Annotated in this window: 14 protein-coding genes and 1 tRNA gene; 7 read left to right on the plus strand and 8 right to left on the minus strand. The window is 68.5% G+C overall.

Annotated elements, in window-relative coordinates; genetic code table 11:
• Positions 1–109: 109 nt before the first annotated feature.
• Positions 110–985 carry an isoaspartyl peptidase/L-asparaginase family protein gene (locus FM111_RS13000; RefSeq protein ID WP_087141373.1) on the minus strand — a complete coding sequence of 292 codons (876 nt, stop codon included), beginning with the start codon at positions 983–985 and terminating at the stop codon, positions 110–112.
• 109 nt (positions 986–1,094) lie between these two features.
• Here FM111_RS13000 and FM111_RS13005 point away from each other — a divergent pair, with 109 nt between their 5' ends.
• The gene (locus FM111_RS13005; protein ID WP_087141361.1) at positions 1,095–2,096 is read left to right on the plus strand and encodes an NADPH:quinone oxidoreductase family protein; all 1,002 of its coding nucleotides are present in this window, start codon (positions 1,095–1,097) and stop codon (positions 2,094–2,096) included.
• A gap of 194 nt (positions 2,097–2,290) precedes the next feature.
• On the opposite strand, the gene FM111_RS13010 is transcribed toward FM111_RS13005, so the two are convergent.
• Complete coding sequence (locus FM111_RS13010; protein WP_087141362.1) at positions 2,291–2,695, minus strand: YkvA family protein; 405 nt, start codon at positions 2,693–2,695, stop codon at positions 2,291–2,293.
• A gap of 54 nt (positions 2,696–2,749) precedes the next feature.
• Here FM111_RS13010 and FM111_RS13015 point away from each other — a divergent pair, with 54 nt between their 5' ends.
• Both FM111_RS13015 and FM111_RS13020 read left to right on the plus strand, forming a co-directional pair.
• Positions 2,750–3,532: an SDR family oxidoreductase gene (locus tag FM111_RS13015; protein ID WP_087141363.1), complete on the plus strand. Its 783-nt coding sequence runs from the start codon at positions 2,750–2,752 to the stop codon at positions 3,530–3,532.
• 271 nt (positions 3,533–3,803) lie between these two features.
• Positions 3,804–3,878, plus strand: a tRNA-Gly gene (locus FM111_RS13020).
• A 125-nt stretch (positions 3,879–4,003) separates the two neighbouring features.
• On the opposite strand, the gene FM111_RS13025 is transcribed toward FM111_RS13020, so the two are convergent.
• Positions 4,004–5,110 carry a phytase gene (locus tag FM111_RS13025; RefSeq protein WP_087141364.1) on the minus strand — a complete coding sequence of 369 codons (1,107 nt, stop codon included), beginning with the start codon at positions 5,108–5,110 and terminating at the stop codon, positions 4,004–4,006.
• Positions 5,111–5,364: 254 nt separating this feature from the next.
• On the opposite strand from FM111_RS13025, the gene FM111_RS13030 reads away from it, so the two are divergent.
• Both FM111_RS13030 and lpdA read left to right on the plus strand, forming a co-directional pair.
• Complete coding sequence (locus FM111_RS13030) at positions 5,365–8,208, plus strand: TonB-dependent receptor (RefSeq protein WP_143276119.1); 2,844 nt, start codon at positions 5,365–5,367, stop codon at positions 8,206–8,208.
• 202 nt (positions 8,209–8,410) lie between these two features.
• A complete protein-coding gene (gene lpdA, locus FM111_RS13035; RefSeq protein WP_087141365.1) occupies positions 8,411–9,820 on the plus strand; it encodes a dihydrolipoyl dehydrogenase in 1,410 nt (469 codons plus the stop codon).
• A 79-nt stretch (positions 9,821–9,899) separates the two neighbouring features.
• Here lpdA and FM111_RS13040 read toward each other — a convergent pair whose 3' ends face one another.
• The gene (locus tag FM111_RS13040) at positions 9,900–11,039 is read right to left on the minus strand and encodes a hypothetical protein (protein WP_087141366.1); all 1,140 of its coding nucleotides are present in this window, start codon (positions 11,037–11,039) and stop codon (positions 9,900–9,902) included.
• A 184-nt stretch (positions 11,040–11,223) separates the two neighbouring features.
• Here FM111_RS13040 and FM111_RS13045 point away from each other — a divergent pair, with 184 nt between their 5' ends.
• Positions 11,224–12,015, plus strand: a complete 792-nt coding sequence (locus FM111_RS13045) for an SDR family oxidoreductase (RefSeq protein WP_087141367.1) — start codon at positions 11,224–11,226, stop codon at positions 12,013–12,015.
• Positions 12,016–12,019: 4 nt separating this feature from the next.
• On the opposite strand, the gene FM111_RS13050 is transcribed toward FM111_RS13045, so the two are convergent.
• The 4 genes from FM111_RS13050 to fsa all read right to left on the minus strand — a co-directional run bounded on the left by FM111_RS13050 (position 12,020) and on the right by fsa (position 15,421).
• Complete coding sequence (locus FM111_RS13050; RefSeq protein WP_143276120.1) at positions 12,020–13,042, minus strand: aspartyl protease family protein; 1,023 nt, start codon at positions 13,040–13,042, stop codon at positions 12,020–12,022.
• 81 nt (positions 13,043–13,123) lie between these two features.
• Positions 13,124–14,053 carry a tyrosine recombinase XerC gene (locus FM111_RS13055; RefSeq protein ID WP_087141369.1) on the minus strand — a complete coding sequence of 310 codons (930 nt, stop codon included), beginning with the start codon at positions 14,051–14,053 and terminating at the stop codon, positions 13,124–13,126.
• Entirely contained in the window at positions 14,035–14,742 is a 708-nt protein-coding gene (locus tag FM111_RS13060; protein ID WP_087141370.1) for a DUF484 family protein, read from the minus strand. The genes FM111_RS13055 and FM111_RS13060 overlap by 19 nt, the downstream gene beginning before the upstream one ends.
• A gap of 25 nt (positions 14,743–14,767) precedes the next feature.
• Positions 14,768–15,421, minus strand: coding sequence for a fructose-6-phosphate aldolase (gene fsa / locus FM111_RS13065; protein ID WP_087141371.1), 654 nt, complete (start codon positions 15,419–15,421; stop codon positions 14,768–14,770).
• Positions 15,422–15,624: 203 nt separating this feature from the next.
• Between fsa and FM111_RS13070 the strand changes: the two genes are divergently transcribed.
• Entirely contained in the window at positions 15,625–17,787 is a 2,163-nt protein-coding gene (locus FM111_RS13070) for a primosomal protein N' (RefSeq protein ID WP_087141372.1), read from the plus strand.
• Positions 17,788–18,045 lie beyond the last annotated feature (258 nt).

Here is an 18,045-nt window from a genome sequence, read left to right on the forward strand (position 1 = left end):
GTAAGAGCCACGCACGCCGAGCGCGGATCGAGCGCCAGAATCTACGCCGCCGCGCTTGAAGCCAAAGCACTGGGTACCCGCCTCCACGGGGATGAGCGGAATTAGAATGTCACCGCCCGAACACTTCGACGCCGACGCTGCCGTCGGTCGCCAGCCAGGCGCGTTTCATGCCCTGGCTGTTATAGGGCTGGGCGATATTGCCGTGACGGTCCAGAGCGATCAGGCCGCCGTCCCCGCCCAGGGCGCCGATCCGATCGATGGTCGCTTGAGACGCCTCGGCCAGCGTCTGGCTGGCGGCGACGCCGATGGCGGTGCGCGCGGCGGCGGCGACGCGGATGAAATACTCGCCCTGACCGGTGCAGGAGACGGCGGCGTGCTCATCGGCCCAGGTGCCGGCGGCGGGGATGGGAGTGTCGCCGACGCGGCCCGGCATCTTGCCGAACACGCCCGCGGTCGAGGTGGCGGCGGCCAGGCGGCCTTGGTTGTCCAGAACGCAGCAGCCGACGGTGCCGTGGCTGAGACCGCTGGGCGGATGGTTGTCCTCGCCCTGACCGGCGCGGGTGTACCAGGCTTCAGGGTCTTCAACGCGGTCCAGGCCCTGTTCGGCGGCGAAGCGGGCGGCGCCGTTTCCGGCCAGCATGACGTGGGGGGTGCGGTCCATCACCGCGCGGGCGGCGACGACCGGATTGCGGAAGCCCTGCAGGGCGGCGACGGCCCCGGCCTTGCCGGTGACGCCGTCCATGAGGCTGGCGTCCAGCTCATAGTCGCCCGCCAGGTTGGGCGAGGCGCCGCGCCCGGCGACATAGAGGCCGGAGTCCTCGAGCATGACGACCGCTTCGACGGCCACGTCCAGGGCCGAGGCCCCGGCGTCCAGCCGCGCCTTCATCGCCTCCACCACCTCGCGCATGTGCACGACTTCGGCGTCGTAGTTGCGTTCGCGCCGGGCGCCGGCGCCGCCGTGAAGGATGAGGGCGGGTTTCGCCATGATCGTCTCCTCAGAACCCATTCGGCCTCTTTGCATCAGGCCGCAGGCTGATTAGCGTCGCCGGCGTGTCGGCGCCATGGCCGATAGGGGATAGCTGAAAAGAGTTCCTATGCGTGCAGTCCTGTCCAAGGCCCCCGGCGGCCCGGAAACGCTTGTCGTCGAGGAGATCATGGACCCCACGCCCGGTCCGGGCGAGGTGGTGATCGAGGTCAAGGCCGTGGGCGTCAACTATCCCGACGCCCTGATCATCGCCGACAAATACCAGTTCAAGCCTGAGCGCCCCTTCGCGCCGGGGGCCGAGGTCGCGGGCGTCGTCGATGCGGTCGGCGAAGGCGTTAAGGGCGTGTTCCGGGGCGATCGGGTTGTCGCCGTGCCCGGCTGGGGCGGCATGGTCGAGCGTTTGAAGGTCAAGGCCGACACCTTGATCCCCATCCCCGACGGCATGGACTATGAGACCGCCGCGGCCTTCATCATGACCTACGGCACCAGCTACTACGCCCTGAAGGACCGGGCGCAGTTGCAGCCGGGCGAGACGCTGCTGGTGCTGGGCGCAGCGGGCGGCGTCGGCGCCGCCGCCGTCGAGCTGGGCAAGGCGATGGGCGCGCGCGTGGTCGCCGCCGCCTCGACCAACGACAAGGTGGAGTTCGCGCTGGAGCTGGGCGCAGACAACGGCCTGATCTACCCCTCCGGCCCGATGGACAAGGCGGCCCAGAAGGAGCTGTCGGGCGAGTTCAAGCTGTCGACCGGCCGCGACGGCGCCGATGTGGTGTTCGACGGCGTCGGCGGCGACTACGCCGAGCCGGCGCTTCGCGCCATGGACTGGAACGGCCGCTATCTGGTGGTGGGCTTCCCGGCGGGGATTCCGTCCCTGCCGCTGAACCTGACGCTGCTGAAGTCGGTGTCGGTGGTCGGCGTTTTCTGGGGCGCCGCCGTCGCCCGCGATCCCAAGGGCCACGCCGCCAACATGGCCGAGCTGATGCAGCTCTACAGCGAAGGCAAGATCAAGCCGCGCGTCAGCCGCACCTTCCCGCTGGAACGCGCCCATGAGGCCATTCGGGCGCTCAGCGACCGCGCGGCCATCGGCAAGATCGTGGTGAAGGTCGAGGATTGATCGCCGTTTCCTTCTCCCCTTGTGGGAGAAGATGGGCGCCGAAGGCGCTCGGATGAGGGGTGTGGGCGCGGCGTTTTGATGATTGATGCAGGCGGATGGCGGCCGGACTTCAGGTGCGCCGTCGCCACCCCTCATCCGTCAGCCCCCGGGTCAAGCCCGAGGGCTGCCACCTTCTCCCACAAGGGGAGAAGGGTTTATTCCTCGTCCTCCCGCAGCCGCTTCAACGCCTGCGCCGCCTGATCGTGGTGGCGGGGCTTGAGGTGGGCGCCCAGGGTCGCCAGCACCGCTGCGATCACCGCCGCGTCGTCGGTGAAGCCGATGCCGGCGAAGATGTCGGGAATGGCGTCCACCGGCATGACGAAATAGGCCAGGGCGCCCAGGATGATCCCCTTGGCCGCCAGCGGGGTCTTGGGGTCCTGGGTCGCATACCACGCAGCCAGGGCCTGTCCGGCGAAGGGGATGCGGGCGGCGGTGCGTCGCATCTTGGGCCAGAAGCCCTGACGCACGCGCATCTCGTTCACCTTCTGCACGGCGGGAGCCAGAGCCTTTTCAGGATTGATGGCGTCATCGGGCGACACCCCGTTGGTCTTTGCGGTCATGGCCGCTAAATCCTCGCACGAGCACTCGGTTCAATCGAATATAGGACGACTTTCATGAAACTCGACGCTTCGATCGCAGCAGTGGTGACGGGCGGGGCTTCGGGCCTCGGCGAAGGCACGGCGCGCGCCTTGGCCGCCAAGGGCGTCAAGGTCGCCCTGTTCGACCTGAACGAAGAGCGCGGCGAGGTCATCGCCCAGGAGATCGGCGGCGTCTTCTGCAAGGTGGACGTGACTTCGGACGACAGCGTCGCCGCCGGCTTCGCCAAGGCCCGCGCCGCCCACGGCCAGGAGCGCCTGACCGTCAACTGCGCCGGGATCGCCACCGGCCAGAAGACCGTCAGCCGCAAGCGTGAAACCGGCGAGATCCGCGCCCACGACATGGCCCAGTTCGAGCGCACTGTCTCCATCAACCTGTTCGGCACCTTCCGCGTCCTGTCGCAGTCGGCGGCGGGCATGGTGACGCTGGAGCCGATGGACGACGGCGAGCGCGGCCTGATCGTCAACACCGCCTCGGTGGCGGCCCAGGACGGCCAGATCGGCCAGGCGGCCTATTCGGCGTCCAAGGGCGGCGTTTACGCCATGACCCTGCCGGTCGCGCGCGACCTGATGAACGAGGGCGTGCGGGTCAACACCATTCTGCCGGGCATCATGTGGACGCCGATGATGGCGGGCATGGACCAAAAGGTGCAGGACGCCCTGGCCGCCATGATCCCCTTCCCCAAGCGCCTGGGCACGCCGGCCGACTACGCCGCCCTGGCCCTGCATCTGGCCGAGAACACCTACATCAACGGTGAGTGCATCCGTCTGGACGGGGCTATTCGTCTGGCGCCTCGCTGATACGAGGCGCGGCAGGGCCGCTAACGCTCGCCGCGCGGCGGCTCGCTGCTTGAGCGGGCTTGGCGCGTAGCGGCAGGCGACGGCGCTTTGAAGCGGCCTTCGGAGCGTCCCTTGCGGGCGTTTCGGGGGCCGTTTTCGTGTGAAGTTTCAGGGCTATTCGAAAAAAATCGGCGGATTGGACGAAAATCGAAAAAGGGGCTTGCGCGATCCGAAGTCGGTCCGCTATACGCCCCTTCCTCGACGGGGAGCAGCACATCGCTCCCAACGGAGTGCGGGCGTAGCTCAGGGGTAGAGCATCACCTTGCCAAGGTGAGGGTCGGGCGTTCGAATCGCCTCGCCCGCTCCAGTCGAAAGGGAAAACGGGGTCCGGCCGCAAGGTCGGGCCCCGTTTCCTTTTGCGTCCTGCACATCGCCGACATGAAAAAGGCCCGACGCGCTCGCCGGGCCTTTTCGCGTTCTGCAACCGCGGCTCTACAGCCCCAGCGCCGCGCGGATGTCGCGCCAGTCGACGTATTTGAAGTTCTGGGTTCCGGTGTCGTTGACGTCGTCCTGGATCACCACCAGGCCCTCGGGGAAGGGGCCGACCGGACCGCCCAGGGCGGCCAGGCCGTCGGTGCCCGTCACCCCGTCGACCGTCCCGTCCACGACCACGAAGCGGCCCTTGTACTGCGGCTCGGCGCCGTCGATGCGCCAGACGGGGAAGGTCGAGTCGCCCTGGCTGGAGGCGATCAGATAACGCGCATCGCCGTCGGTCAGCGTGGTCAGCCCCTCGGCGTCGGCGACCAGCACCCCCGGCGCGACCGGCTGGACCAGGGTGCGCGTTCCGCCCGAGGCCGGATCGAGGCCATAGCGCCACAGGCCGACGTTCTCCTCGGCGATGTAAAGGGCGTCGGTCGCCGGATCGGCGGCGCAGCCTTCGGAGATGGAGCCGATCTCGGCGCGGCGAACCAGTTGCGCGGCCGGGCGGCCGTCGGGTCCGGCGGCGACGACGAACTGGCGCAACTCGCCCTCATGGCCGACCAGGACGGCGTGAACCTCTTCGCCGCGCCGGGCGAAGCAGAAGCCGTAGGGCTCGATGACGTCGGTGGCGACGGAGCCCCAGTAGCGCACCTTGTTGTCGCCGGCCCCGGCCGGGTCGAACAGGTAGAGGGCGACGCCGGTGCGGCCCGGCGTGCGATCGCTGGCCCCGATCAGCAGTTGCGGACGGCCGTTGAGGCTCAGGCCTTCGACCACGTCGACGTTGTTCAGCAGCCCCTCTGGCATGAACTGCAGGATCGCCCCGTCGAAGCCGTAGACGTAGAGGCCCGCCTTCTTGTCGGTGCCGACGATGAAGCCGGGGGTCTGAACGCCGCCGATGGTCACGGGCGTCGCCGAGGCCCAGACGGCGGGGTCATCGGCCGCGTCGTCGCCGACCGTGCCGACCGAGGGCGTCTCCAGCATGGCGCGCACGGGGGCGCCTTGGCCGACGAAACCGCCGCCCTCGCCCTGATAGTCCGCCTCATGCCCCGCGCAGGCGGCCAGCAGCAGGGCGGGGGCCGCAAGACCGGCGAGCGAGCGCAAGGGCAGGGAGGCGAACATGAGCAGGGCTTTCCGTCTGAATAAGGAATGTCCGCCCGAAACACGCGCGCGACAGGGCGGTCAACGGCGCTGCGACGACGGTTCGGCGATGGTTCGGAGACGGATGATCCGGGTCGGGACGAACTGTCGTCGTCTCGTGTTCCGCTCGCAGATTCCTTTTCGTGAAACCGTCGCGGCCGCGTCGTCGCGGCGCATTAGCCATCCCGCCAGAACCGGGCCGCCAGATGCGGCGCCGGGCCTCGGGGATATGGATCATGAAGCTCGGACTTCTTCTCAGCGCGGCGACCTTGCCGCTGGCTTTCGCTGTCGCCGCCCAGGCTGCTGATGTCAGGGCCGCCGATGTCGCGGTTGACGCCGCTCCGGCCGTCGCGGCCGCCCCTGCGGGCGACGGCCTGATCGGCCGCGTCGTCAACGCCGACGGCTCGCCTCTGCCGGGCGCCGAGATCATCGACCGCGTCAGCGGCCGCCGCGCCGTCAGCAACAGCCAGGGCGAGTTCAACCTGGGCGGCGTCTCGGGCCAGGTGACGCTGGAGGCCCGCTACATCGGCCTGCCGACCGCGACCCAGACGGTCGCCGCCGCGCCGGGCCGCCTGACCTCGGTCACGGTCATGATGGGCTCGGGCGATGCGGTCGCCGTGGCCGACGTCATCGTCAACGGCGTCATCACCGAGGGCGTGGCCCGCTCGCTGAACCAGCAGAAGAACGCCGACGGCACCATCAACGTCCTGTCGGCCGACGCCATCGGCCGCTACCCCGACCCGAACGTGGCGGAATCGCTGCAGCGCGTGCCGGGCATCGCCATCCAGCGCGACCAGGGCGAGGGCCGTTACATCAACATTCGCGGCGCGCCGTCGGCCTTCACCGCCGTTTCGGTGGACGGCGTGACCGTCCCGGCCGTCGATCCGGGCACGCGCGCGGTCGATCTGGACACCCTGCCCAGCGACATCGTCTCCAACATCGAGGTCTCCAAGACCCTGCTGCCGAGCCAGGACGCCGACTCCATCGCTGGCGCCGTCAACATCAAGACCCGCTCGCCCTTCGACCAGCGCCGTCTGGCCGTCAGCGGCTATGCCGGCGGCAGCTACAACGACTACGGCGGCGAGGACATCCGCGCGGGCGCCACGGCGTCGAACGTCTTCGGCGCGGACCAGACCTTCGGCGGCCTGCTGTCCTACTCGTACTCCAAGACCAACCGCCGCCCCGACAACGTCGAGTCCGGCTGGACCAAGATGGAGACCCCCGAAGGCGGCGAGATTTTCGCCCTCGAGGAAAGCCTGTTTAAGGACTACGACACCGAGCGCACGCGCCAGTCGATCAACGGCTCGCTGGAGTTCCGCCCGTCGGACGCCTATCGCGCCTGGGTTCGCGGCTCGTTCGCCCAGTTCGAGGACGACGAGTACCGCAACCAGCTGCTGCTGACCTATGACGAGGGCAACCTTCAGGCCGGCGCGACCGACCGCAAGGCGACCTTCGACGAGGTGACGGTCGAGCGTCAGCTGCGTCACCGCACCCAGAAGAATGAGATCCTGACCCTGACGACCGGGGCCGAGCGCATCTTCGGCAACGGCGCCGTGTGGGACGCGAACATCTCCTGGGCCAGCAGCGAGCAGACCTATCCGAACCGCAACGAGCTGCTGTTCCGGTCGCGGGCCAAGCCGTCGGTCACCTATGACTTCACCGGCGATCACTACCAGCCGACCTATTCGATCTTCACGACCGGCGAGCACATGGACGCGGGGCAGTACCGCTTCCGCGAGAACGCCTTCCGCTCCAGCACGACCGAGCAGGAAGAGCTGACCTTCCAGACCAATTTCGAGCTGCCCTCGGTCATCGGCGGCCGGGAAGTCACCTGGAAGTTCGGCGGCAAGTACCGCACCCGCGACGTCTCGGCCGACGAGGACCGTTTCCGCAGCCGAGACGCCGCTCACGCCCCGTCGCAGTCCTATGCCGATCTGCTGACGGGCTCGGACTCGCGCAACTACGACTATCTGCTGGGCAAGAAGTTCAACAACGGCCTGGTGGACGACTATTTCGGCCAGATGCGCCCGCTATCGCCGATCCGTCCGGCGGACTCCATCGCGGCGGATTACACCGCCAAGGAAGACATCCTGTCGGCCTACGCCCAGGGTCGCCTCGACATCGGCGCGACCAACATCATCTTCGGCCTGCGCGTCGAGAACACCCAGTTCGAGGGCGAGGCCGCCAGCCTGATCGATAACGACGGCACCAAGCCTTACGACATGGCGCGGGTCGATCGCGACGACACCGAGTTCTTCCCCAACCTGACGGTCCGCCACAGCTTCTCGGACAATCTGATCGGCCGTTTCGCCCTGACGCGCTCGATCTCGCGCCCCGAGTTCAACCAGATCGTCCCGCGCCGTATCGAAGAGACCGACGGCACGGACGTCTCGTATGAGATCGGCAATCCGGACCTGCAGCCGACGCTGTCGAACAACATCGACTTCGGGCTGGAATACTACTTCGCTTCGCTGGGCGTGATCTCGGCCAACGCCTTCTACAAGGACCTGACCGACTATCGCTACATCCTCAAGTACGAGGACAAGGTGACGATCGACGGGACCGAGTTCGACGCAGAGTTCGAGACCCCGATCAACGCCCCCAACGGCCACCTGATGGGTCTGGAGCTGAACTGGCAGCAGAAGTTCAGCTTCCTGCCGGGCTGGGCCTCGGGCTTCGGCGTCTTCGCCAACTACACCTGGACCGACGCCGAGATCGAAACGGCCCAGGCCTATGGCGGCCGCAACAAGTTCGCCCTGCCGGGTCAGTCGGAGAATAACTACAACCTGGCCCTGTTCTACGAGATGGCCGGCTTCAGCGCCCGCCTCAGCTACACCAAGCGCAGCGACTATTTGGAAGAGATCAACGCCGACGATCCCGACTTCGACCTGTTCGTCGAGGGCCGCGAGCAGCTGGACTTCACCGCCTCCTACGACTTCGGCAACGGGGTCGAGGTGTTCGGCGAGGCGAAGAACCTGACCGACTCGGCGGGCGTCCGCTATTACGGTTCGCGCGAGCGGACCTATGAGTACGAGAAGTTCGGCTACAACGTCTTCATGGGCGTGCGCTTCAAATACTGATCAGCCTTGCGCGGCGGCAACGGAGGGCCGGGCGGCGACGCCCGGCCCTTTGCATTGCGGCTTTGGGCCGCTTTGCCTTTGGTCGGCATGGCCCCCGGCGCAATCCGGGCCTATATGGAGCCTGGCGGTTGACCCCGCCGGGGTCGGCGCTAGTGTCCGCGCCGTTTCCCGAACCCTGCGCCAGACCGATCAGAGGACTTCCATGGCCGACGCTTCCCAGACCTACGACGTGGTGATCATCGGGGGCGGGCCGGGCGGCTACAACGCCGCCATTCGCGCCGGCCAACTGGGCCTCAAGGTCGCCTGCGTCGAGATGCGCTCGACCCTGGGCGGCACCTGCCTGAACGTCGGCTGCATGCCCTCCAAGGCCCTGCTGCACGCTTCGGAACTGTATGAGGCCGCGGGCAAGGACTTCGCCGGGATCGGCATCGAGGTGAAGCCCAAGCTCAACCTCCCCCAGATGCACAAGGCCAAGGACGACAGCGTCGAGGCCCTGACCAAGGGCATCGAATTCCTGTTCAAGAAGAACAAGGTCGACTGGCTGAAGGGCCGCGGCCGCATTGCTGGTCAGGGTAAGGTCGAGGTCGAGGTCGCCGACGGCTCGAAGACCACCTATGACGCCAAGAACATCATCATCGCCACCGGCTCCGAGCCGACCCCGCTGCCGGGCGTCGCCTTCGAAGAGGGCAAGGTCATCGACTCGACCGGCGCCCTGTTCCTGCCCAAGGTGCCCAAGCACATGATCGTCATCGGTGCGGGCGTGATCGGCCTGGAGCTGGGCTCGGTCTGGCGCCGTCTGGGCGCCGAAGTCACCGTCGTCGAATACCTGGACAAGGTCGGCGCCGGCATGGACGCCGAGGTCGCCACCGCCTTCCAGCGCGGCCTGGCCAAGCAGGGCATGACTTTCCGTATGGGGACCAAGGTCACGGGCGCCAAGTCGGTCAAGGACGGCGTCGAGCTGACGGTCGAACCCGCCGCTGGCGGCGCCGCTGAAACGATCAAGGGCGACGTCGTCCTGGTCGCCATCGGCCGTCGTCCCTACACCGAGGGCCTGGGCCTGGAGACGGTCGGCGTCACGCCGGACCAGCGCGGCTTCGTCGGCCACGACCACTTCAAGACCTCGGCGCCGGGCGTCTGGGTCATCGGCGACGTGACCCACGGCCCGATGCTGGCCCACAAGGCCGAGGAAGACGCCGTCGCCGCCGTCGAACTGATCGCTGGCAAGCCGGGCCACGTCGACTACGACCTGGTCCCGTCGGTCATTTACACCACGCCGGAAGTGGCCTGGGTCGGCAAGACCGAGGAGCAGCTGAAGGCTGCGGGCGTCAACTACAAGAAGGGCAAGTTCCCCTTCGCCGCCAACAGCCGCGCCAAGATCAACCACGAGACCGACGGCTTCGTGAAGGTGCTGGCCGACGCGACGACCGACAAGCTGCTGGGCGTCCACATCTATGGCCCGCAGGCTGGCGAACTGATCAGCGAAGCGACCATGACCATGGCCTTCGGCGGCTCGTCCGAAGACATCGCCCGCACCTGCCACCCACACCCGACCCGCGCCGAAGCCGTCCGTCAGGCGGCCATGGGCGTCGAAGGCTGGACCATGCAGGCCTAAGCCTCACCGGCTTTCAGATCGCGATCTGAACGGCGCGCTCCGCACGGGGCGCGCCGTTTTCGTCTGGGGCTGTCGCTGTTCAGAATAGCCAGCGCAATCGAGGCGCATAATGAGTCGATTGAGGGGAAACGGACACGTCCGTATAGCTTAGGGACACGCCTGCTCCCGGCCCGCCGGCGCCTGTTGAATAGGCTTCGATTGCTGACTGAGACACCACCTGATCGTCGCGGCAGAAGGGTTCGACCATGGTCGGATCACAGCGCACAAAAACCAATGGACCCCGTCCATCGGCGCCTTGGGCGTCGGTCCCTCGGAAGACCACTCCCGTCCCATCGACCGGGTCGTAGTGGAGCCAGCGGCCATCAAACCTGACCCATGTCAGTCGAGGCGTGGACCCAGACAGATCCACCAGGCCGAGCCGTCCTGTCTCTCCATCGATCAACGCCAGTCGATAGCCGGCATGGCGAGACGAAATGGTCAGATGCGCTTTCGACTGATGGATGGGGACGGGCCTGGCATCGGCTGCGTGAAGCTCCAGGGAGTATATGGCGCCGCCCGCAACAGGCTGAATCCGCGTCAAAAGCACGATGGGTTGTCCGCCCGGACCTATCAGGCACCGCGAGAAGCCAAATATGAGGTGGCCGATGCTGCTGGCTTCATTCCCTGTGACATCGATTGCAAGGTCTGGGGTGCGATTGACCGCATCGCCAACACGTCGCCCTCTCAGATCATGGGCGGTGATCATGTAGTCGCTATGGCGCTCTCGGTCTGAGCGCGCCGCCAGCAGGCAGTCGCCGGTGGAGTTGATCTCGATCGCATCGACATCCTGCGCACCGTCGATATCCTCGACGGACAGCTTGTTCGCAAGAAGGTCGATCGACATCAGGGAGGCGGGAAGGCCGTCCGGCCCGGCGGAGCGGAATCCGTGCACGCTGAGACTGCGCTCGGTGTCCTCTATCGCGGCGGCGTTCAATATGAAGGCGTCCGAGACCAGGCGGTCGGGTGAGTTGAAGCGCGAGATCAGCAGACGCCCGTCGTCGCAGCCAAATGCGATCAGGCCATGGTGTCTTGAGTAGGCAAGGGGAACTGGACACTCGGTTTTCACGTCGCCGAGCGGTGTCTGAACGCGGGTCTCGTAGGCCGGCTCGCTCTTGGCGCAGCCTGACAGACCAAGCGCGATGCCGAAGGTTGCGATGGCTAGGGGCGAAGGCGTCCGCATAAAGCCAAGCTATCAGCTTCTCGTGTCCATCTGTAGCTGATCTTGCCTGGAGGCTTCAGACCCATGCGTCGCCGGAAGCAGAAAATGACCCTTGGGCGAGGCGAAGTGATCGGAAACCCTCGCAATCGCGTCTGGCCGCAACCATGTCTCTTGCCGAGTTTCTCTTTCAGGACCGGATCGCCCCATGGACCTTCAACTCACCGGCAAGCGCGCCCTGATCTGCGGCGGCTCCAGCGGCCTGGGGCGGGCGGTGGCGACGGCGCTTGTGGCCGAGGGCGCGCATGTGGCCCTGCTGTCGCGCGATGCGGCCAAGCTGCAGGCCGTGGCCGACGAACTGAACGCCATGGGGCCGGGCAAGGCGGTCATCGCCCCGGCCGATCTGGCCGACCACGACGCCTTGCTGAAGGCGGTCGACGTCGCCGAGACGGAGCTGGGCGGGCCGATCCAGATCCTGCTGAACAACACCGGCGGACCGGCGCCGTCGGGCGTGGCGGGTCTCGATCCGACGGTCTGGCGTGAGCAGTTCGAGGCCATGGTGCTGTCAGTCTTCCGCCTGACCGACCGGGTCATGCCGGGGATGCGGGCCATGGGCTGGGGCCGTGTCCTGAACGTCGCCTCGACCAGCGTGATCGAGCCGATCGGGACGTTGGGCGTGTCTAACACCCTGCGCGCCTCGGTGGCGGCCTGGGCCAAGACCCTGGCGGGCGAGGTCGCGGCCAATGGGGTGACGGTCAACACCCTGCTGCCGGGCCGGATCGATACGCCGCGCATCGAGCGTCTGGACGCCGCCCGCGCCGCCGCCACGGGCGCGACGCCGCAGGACGCGCGCGCCGAGTCCGTCAAGTCCATCCCCGCCGGACGCATCGGCGCGACCGAGGAGTTCGGCGCGGTCGCCGCCTTCCTGGCCAGCCCGCTGGCGGGCTATGTCACCGGCTCCCTGATCCGCATCGACGGCGGAGCGGTCAAGGCGATCTGACGGCCTAGGGTCGAGGCGCGGCCTGCGGCGGCGGGCGGCGGACCAGGCCGCCGAGAGCGATGCGGCCGCGGCCATAGTCCAGCGTCACCTGGCTGAACCGGGTCAGAACGTCCGCGCCCAGCAAGAGGGCGGGACGGTCGATCAGGTTCAGGATGCGAAAGGCGTGCAGGTCGCCGAACAACAGGGGGGTCGCTCCCAGATCGCGCCGCGCCAGCCGCAGATTGGTCACGGCGCCGGAGCGCACCAGCAAAGACTGGCCGATCACGCCGTAAACGCGCAGCAAGGGGCGCTCGACCCGGCCCAGCCGCGAATCCAGCGCCCGCATCAGGGCGCGATTGCCGATGGAGTATTGGGCGCCGCTGTCGATGAAGGCGGCGGCCGGGATGTCGTCGGCGGTCACCTGGGTCAGGATCAGCTGGCTGAAGCGCCCGGAGCGGACATCGGTGATGTCCAGGCCCACGCGGCTGGCGCGTCCGCCGAAGGACAGGCCGCGCCGCACGACGTCCGCGCCGGAGGCGGCCATCATGACCCGGCGTCGTCGCAGGTCCAGGGTCAGCCGGAAGCGCGACAGCACGTCCAGCCCTACCAGGCCGTCGGCGCCCAGCAGCCCATAGGGAAAGACGGGCAGCACCAGGTCGGCGAACCGTCGCTCGGAAAAGGCGAGATGCGGCAGGCGCACGGTCGGCGTCATCTGGGCGGTGGTGATGCCATGCACCAGGACGGGCGGGCCGGGAGGAAGGTCCAGCGCCTGCGCCAGTCGGTCGGAGACGGCGCTACGCTCCGCGCCCGTGTCGATGACGAACAACGCCTTGTGTCCGTCCAGGTCGACCTCGACCCCTATGCGGGTCAGCAGGTTCGCAAGCAGGCGCGCCTCGGCGTCCGGGGCAACGGAAGGCGTCTGGCCCGCCGCCTCCTGCGACCAGGCCGGCGCGGTCAGCAGAAGCCCTGTCTGGACCAGCAGGGCCAGAGCCATGCGACGGCTGGGGATGAGGCGATCAGTCCTGGGGGCGAGAATCGGCCTGTGCACGCGCGTGAACTCCCGTTCCGCGATCCCCAGGCCGGAATTCTGGCGCCTTTTCGGTCCGCTGAAAAGTCCGCTTGCTGAGGGTCAGCCGCGCGGGTGGGCCTGGGCGTAGGCGGCTAGCAGGCGGGCGGCGTCGACCTGGGTGTATTTCTGCGTCGTCGACAGGCTGGCGTGGCCCAGAAGTTCCTGGATCGAGCGCAGGTCGGCGCCGGCGCCCAGCAGGTGGGTGGCGAAGCTGTGGCGAAGGGCGTGGGGCGTGGCCGAGGCCGGCAGGCCGAGGCGCCCGCGCAGCCGCTGCACCGTCGCCTGCACATGGCGCGGGCTGAGCGGCCCGCCGCGCCGCGCGCGGAACAGGGCCTGATCGGCGTCGATGACGAAGGGCTGGAGCGAGAGGTAGGCGTCTGTCGCCTCGCGCACCTGGGGCAGGACGGGGACCATGCGCGTCTTGTCGCCCTTGCCGGTGATGCGCAAGGATTCGGGCAGGGGGGCGTCGGATCGCTTCAGCGACAGGGCCTCGGAAATCCGCAGGCCGCAACCGTAGAGCAGGGTCAGGACGGCGCGGTCGCGGGCGGCCTCCCACGGCTCCATGTCGGGATCGGCCTCGGGTTCGTGCAGCAGCCCCTTCGCCTGATCCTCGCTGACCGGCCGGGGCAGTGAAGCCTTGACCTTGGGCCCGCGCACCAGGGCCAGCTGCGGCGTCGCCACGCCCAGGCGCCGGTCGAGAAAGGCGTGAAGGCCTCGGATGGCGGCCAGGGTCTGGCTGAGCGAGCGGGCGTTCAGCGGGCGATCGCCGCTGCGGCGTTCGGCCAGATGGGCGCGCGCCTCGGCCGCCGTGACGGACCCCAGGTCGGCCGCGCTCTGCGGTCCGCCGCGATGGCGCTCCAGAAAGGCCAGATACAGCCGTCCGATATGGCCATAGGCCTCCAGCGTGCGCGGCGACAGGCGGCGCTCATGGGCCAGATGCTCCAGCCAGGCGGCCAGAGCGTCCTGTGAGGTCAGGCTTCCAGCGGCCATCGCTCGGCCATGCGTTCGACCACGCGGGCGACGAAGGCCACCAGTTCGCAGCCCATGGCGGGGGTGAAGCCGTCGTCCTCGCCCGAACCGAAGGCGCACAGGGCGGCGCGGGGCGAGGCGGCGCCCGGCAGGCGCAGCGTCATCCGCACCAGGGCGACCGAGGCGACGTCGCCCTCAGAAGGGCCGAACAGGCTGAGGCCGGTGAAGTTGGGGCCGAGCCAGTGCAGGCCGTCCTCGCCCAGCAGGGCGTCGACACGGCCCGGCTCCAGCGCCTTCCAGCCGAAAGGCGCGGCGCCGGGTTTCTCGATGGCGACGGCGGCGCCGGCCAGGCCGAAGCGGGCCTGGGCGACGGCGTCCAACTGGCGCGACAGCTCGGCGTGGGTCTGGGCCTCCATCAGGTCCAGGGCGGCGACGTGGGTCTGGGTCTGGGCGGCGAAGTTGGCGCGGGCGATCTCTTCGATCAGCTTGCGCGCCCCGGCCTCGCGCTGGGCGACGGCCTCCAGCCGCGCCAGGGCGGCGCGGCCGAAGTCGACGACGTTGCGGCCGGTGGCGGTCAGGCCCAGCTCTTCCAGCAGGGCGCGGTCGTCCTGCAGATGTTCGGCGTGATCGCCCAGCCAGGCGCGCACCTCAGGCCAATGCAGGCCTGACGCCGCTGTCGAGTCGGTGGAGAGGTCCAGGGAAGTGCTCAAGCGGGACCTCTCATCGGGTCAGAAACTACAGAATGGACTGACCGGTCTTGCCCCAGTCCGCCAGGAACGCATCCAAACCCTTGTCGGTTAACGGGTGCTTGACCAAGGCCTTGAAAACGTCGGCAGGAATGGTCGAGGCGTCGGCGCCGGCCAGCGCAGCGGCGGTCACATGGTCCGGGTTGCGCACCGAGGCGGCCAGGATTTCCGTGCTGAAGTCGTGGATGTCGTACAGGGTGCGGATGTCTTCCAGCAGGCCCACGCCATCGGCGCCGACATCGTCCAGACGACCCACGAAAGGCGAGATGAAGGTCGCGCCCGCCTTGGCCGCCAGCATGGCCTGCGCCGCCGAGAAACACAGGGTGACGTTGGTCTTAATCCCCTTGTCGGCGAAGGCGCGGGTGGCGCGCAGGCCGTCCCAGGTCAGCGGCAGTTTGACCACGACGTTGGGGGCGATGGAGGCCAGCTTGTCGCCTTCCTTGACCATGGTCTCGAAATCGGTCGCCACGGCCTCAGCCGAGATCGGCCCCTCGACCAGGGCGCAGATTTCGGCGATGACCTCGGCGATGTTGCGACCCGACTTGGCGATCAGGCTAGGATTGGTGGTGACGCCGTCCACCATCCCGGTGGGCAGCAGGTCTTTGATGACGGCGACGTCGGCGGTGTCGAGAAAGAGTTTCATGAGACCAGTTTTAGCGCCGAGTTGTGACGGAAGCGACCGTCTTTCGCGGCCAGGGAAGTTTCAGACTCCGTGATCGAAAAAACAGAGTCCAATTCGTCTGAATCGTCTGAAATCGCTTCGCCGGGCGTGGCGGAAGGCGGCGATCATGGCAGGGCGCGACGTCGGTATCGGACGTCGGCGTTGCGGGCGTGCGAGGGCGCGCGGTGAAGGTCGCCTCCGTCCTCATCCCCCTGCCGGTGCCTGAGGCGTTCGACTATGCGGTTCCCGAGGAACTGACGGTCGCGCGCGGCGATCAGGTCGCCGTGCCGCTGGGCCCGCGCCTGATCCGGGGCGTGGTGGCCGAGGTGTTCGAGACGACCGGCTCCAATCGCAAGCTGAAGGCGGTCGAGCAGGTGCTGGACGATCCGCGCCTGCCGGAGCGGACGCTGGACTTCGTCGAATGGGCGGCGCGCTGGACCCTCAGCCCGCCCGGCGAGATGGCGGCGACGGCGCTGAAGGGCCTGCGCGCGCCTCGGCCACGGCCCGAGCGGCGGGTGCGGCGCGTCGAGGGGCGCAGTCCCGCCCGCCCGACGACGGCGCGCACGGCGGTGCTGGAGGCCCTGGGCCAGCGATCCATGCCTGGCCCCGATCTGGCGCGTGCGGCGGGCGTCTCGTCCGGCGTGGTCAAGGGGCTGGTCGATGAAGGCGTGCTGGAGGCGTTCGAGGTCGAGGCCGTCGCCGCCTTCGATCCGCCCGATCCCGACCATGCGCCCGCGACCCTGAATCCGGATCAGGCGGCGTCTGCGGTCGCCATCGCCGAGGCTGTGACGGCGGGCGGCTTCGCGCCCTTCCTGCTGGACGGGGTGACGGGCTCGGGCAAGACGGAGGCCTATCTGGAGGCGGCGGCGCGGGCGTTGCGGGCCGATCCGACGGCGCAGGTGCTGATCCTGTTGCCCGAGATCGCCCTGACCCAGGCGGTGATCGAACGCATCACCGCCCGTTTCGGCGTCGCCCCGGCCGAATGGCATTCTGGCGTCGCCCCCCCGCGCCGCCGACAGGCGTGGGAGGCGGTGGTCGCGGGGCGCTGCAACATCGTCGTCGGCGCGCGCTCGGCCCTGTTCCTGCCCTACGCCAACCTGCGCCTGATCGTGGTGGATGAGGAGCACGACGGCTCGTTCAAGCAGGAAGAGGGGCTGGTCTATCACGGCCGCGACCTGGCCGTGGCGCGAGCGCGAATCGAGGGGGCGACGGTGGTGCTGGCTTCGGCCACCCCGTCGCTGGAGACGCTGTGGAACGCCCATCAAGGCCGCTATCGCTGGCTGAAGCTGGCGGCGCGGCACGGGGCGGCGGTCCTGCCCGAGATCGGCCTGATCGATCTGCGCGAATGCCCGCCCGATCCGCAGACCTGGCTGTCCCAACCGTTGCGCGAAGCCATCGGCGAGACCTTGGCGCGGGGCGAGCAGAGCCTGCTGTTCCTCAACCGGCGCGGCTATGCGCCGGTGGTGCTGTGCCGGTCGTGCGGGCATCGGCTGACGGCGCCGGACACGGATTCCTGGCTGGTCGAGCATCGCTACACCGGGCGGCTGGTCTGCCATCTGACCGGCTTCTCCATGCCCAAGCCCAAGGCCTGTCCCTCGTGCGGGGCCGAGGATTCCCTGGTGCCGGTCGGGCCGGGCGTCGAGCGGGTCGAGGAGGAGGTGCGCCAACTTTTCCCTCAGGCGCGCACGGCCGTCTTCAGTTCGGACACCGTGCCGGACGGCAAGTCGGCCCGCGCCCTGATTCAATCCATGGCCGACGGCGAGATCGACATTCTGGTCGCGACCCAGGCTGCGGCGAAAGGCCACAACTTCCCGCGCCTGACCCTGGTCGGAGTGGTGGACGCGGACCTGGGGCTTCGCGGCGGCGACTTGCGCGCGGCGGAGCGGACTTATCAGCTGCTGGCTCAGGCCACGGGCCGGGCGGGGCGGGCGGATCGGCCGGGCCGCGCCCTGCTGCAGACCTGGACGCCCGAGCATCCGGTGTTGCAGGCGCTGGCGGCGGGCGACCGCGACGCCTTCGTCGAGGCCGAGATGGCTGAGCGTGAGGCGGCCTCCCTGCCGCCGCACGGGCGTCTGGCGGCGCTGATCCTGTCCAGCGAGAACGCCATGGCGGTCGAGAAGGTCGCTCGCGAACTGGCCGAAGCCATCCCCAACGCCGAACGGCTGGAGGTCTACGGCCCGGCGGACGCGCCGCTGGCGCTGGTGCGAGGGCGGCGGCGCAAGCGGCTGCTGGTGCGGGCCGATCGAGATGTGAACCTGCAGGCCTTCCTGCGCGCCTGGCTGGCGCGGGTGAAGGTTCCGGCCTCGGTGCGGCTGACGGTCGACGTGGATCCGTACAGCTTCTTGTAGGGCGCTTTTTAAGAGGCGCTATCGCTCGCCGCGCGGCGGCTCGCTGCTTGAGCGCAGGCCCAGGCCTTGCCCCGCCGTCATCCTCTCTCTCGTGCCGTCATCCTCGGGCTTGACCCGAAGATCCAGCAAACGCGACGTCATTCATCACGACCGCCGCGCAGGGACATCGCGTATCCATGTTTGAGCGTCGAGAGGCTGGATCCTCGGGTCAAGCCCGAGGATGACGGCACGAGAGAGAGGATGACGGCGGGGCAAGGC

It is taken from the genome of Brevundimonas diminuta 3F5N (genome assembly GCF_900163625.1).
Taxonomy (GTDB): Bacteria; Pseudomonadota; Alphaproteobacteria; order Caulobacterales; family Caulobacteraceae; genus Brevundimonas; species Brevundimonas diminuta_A.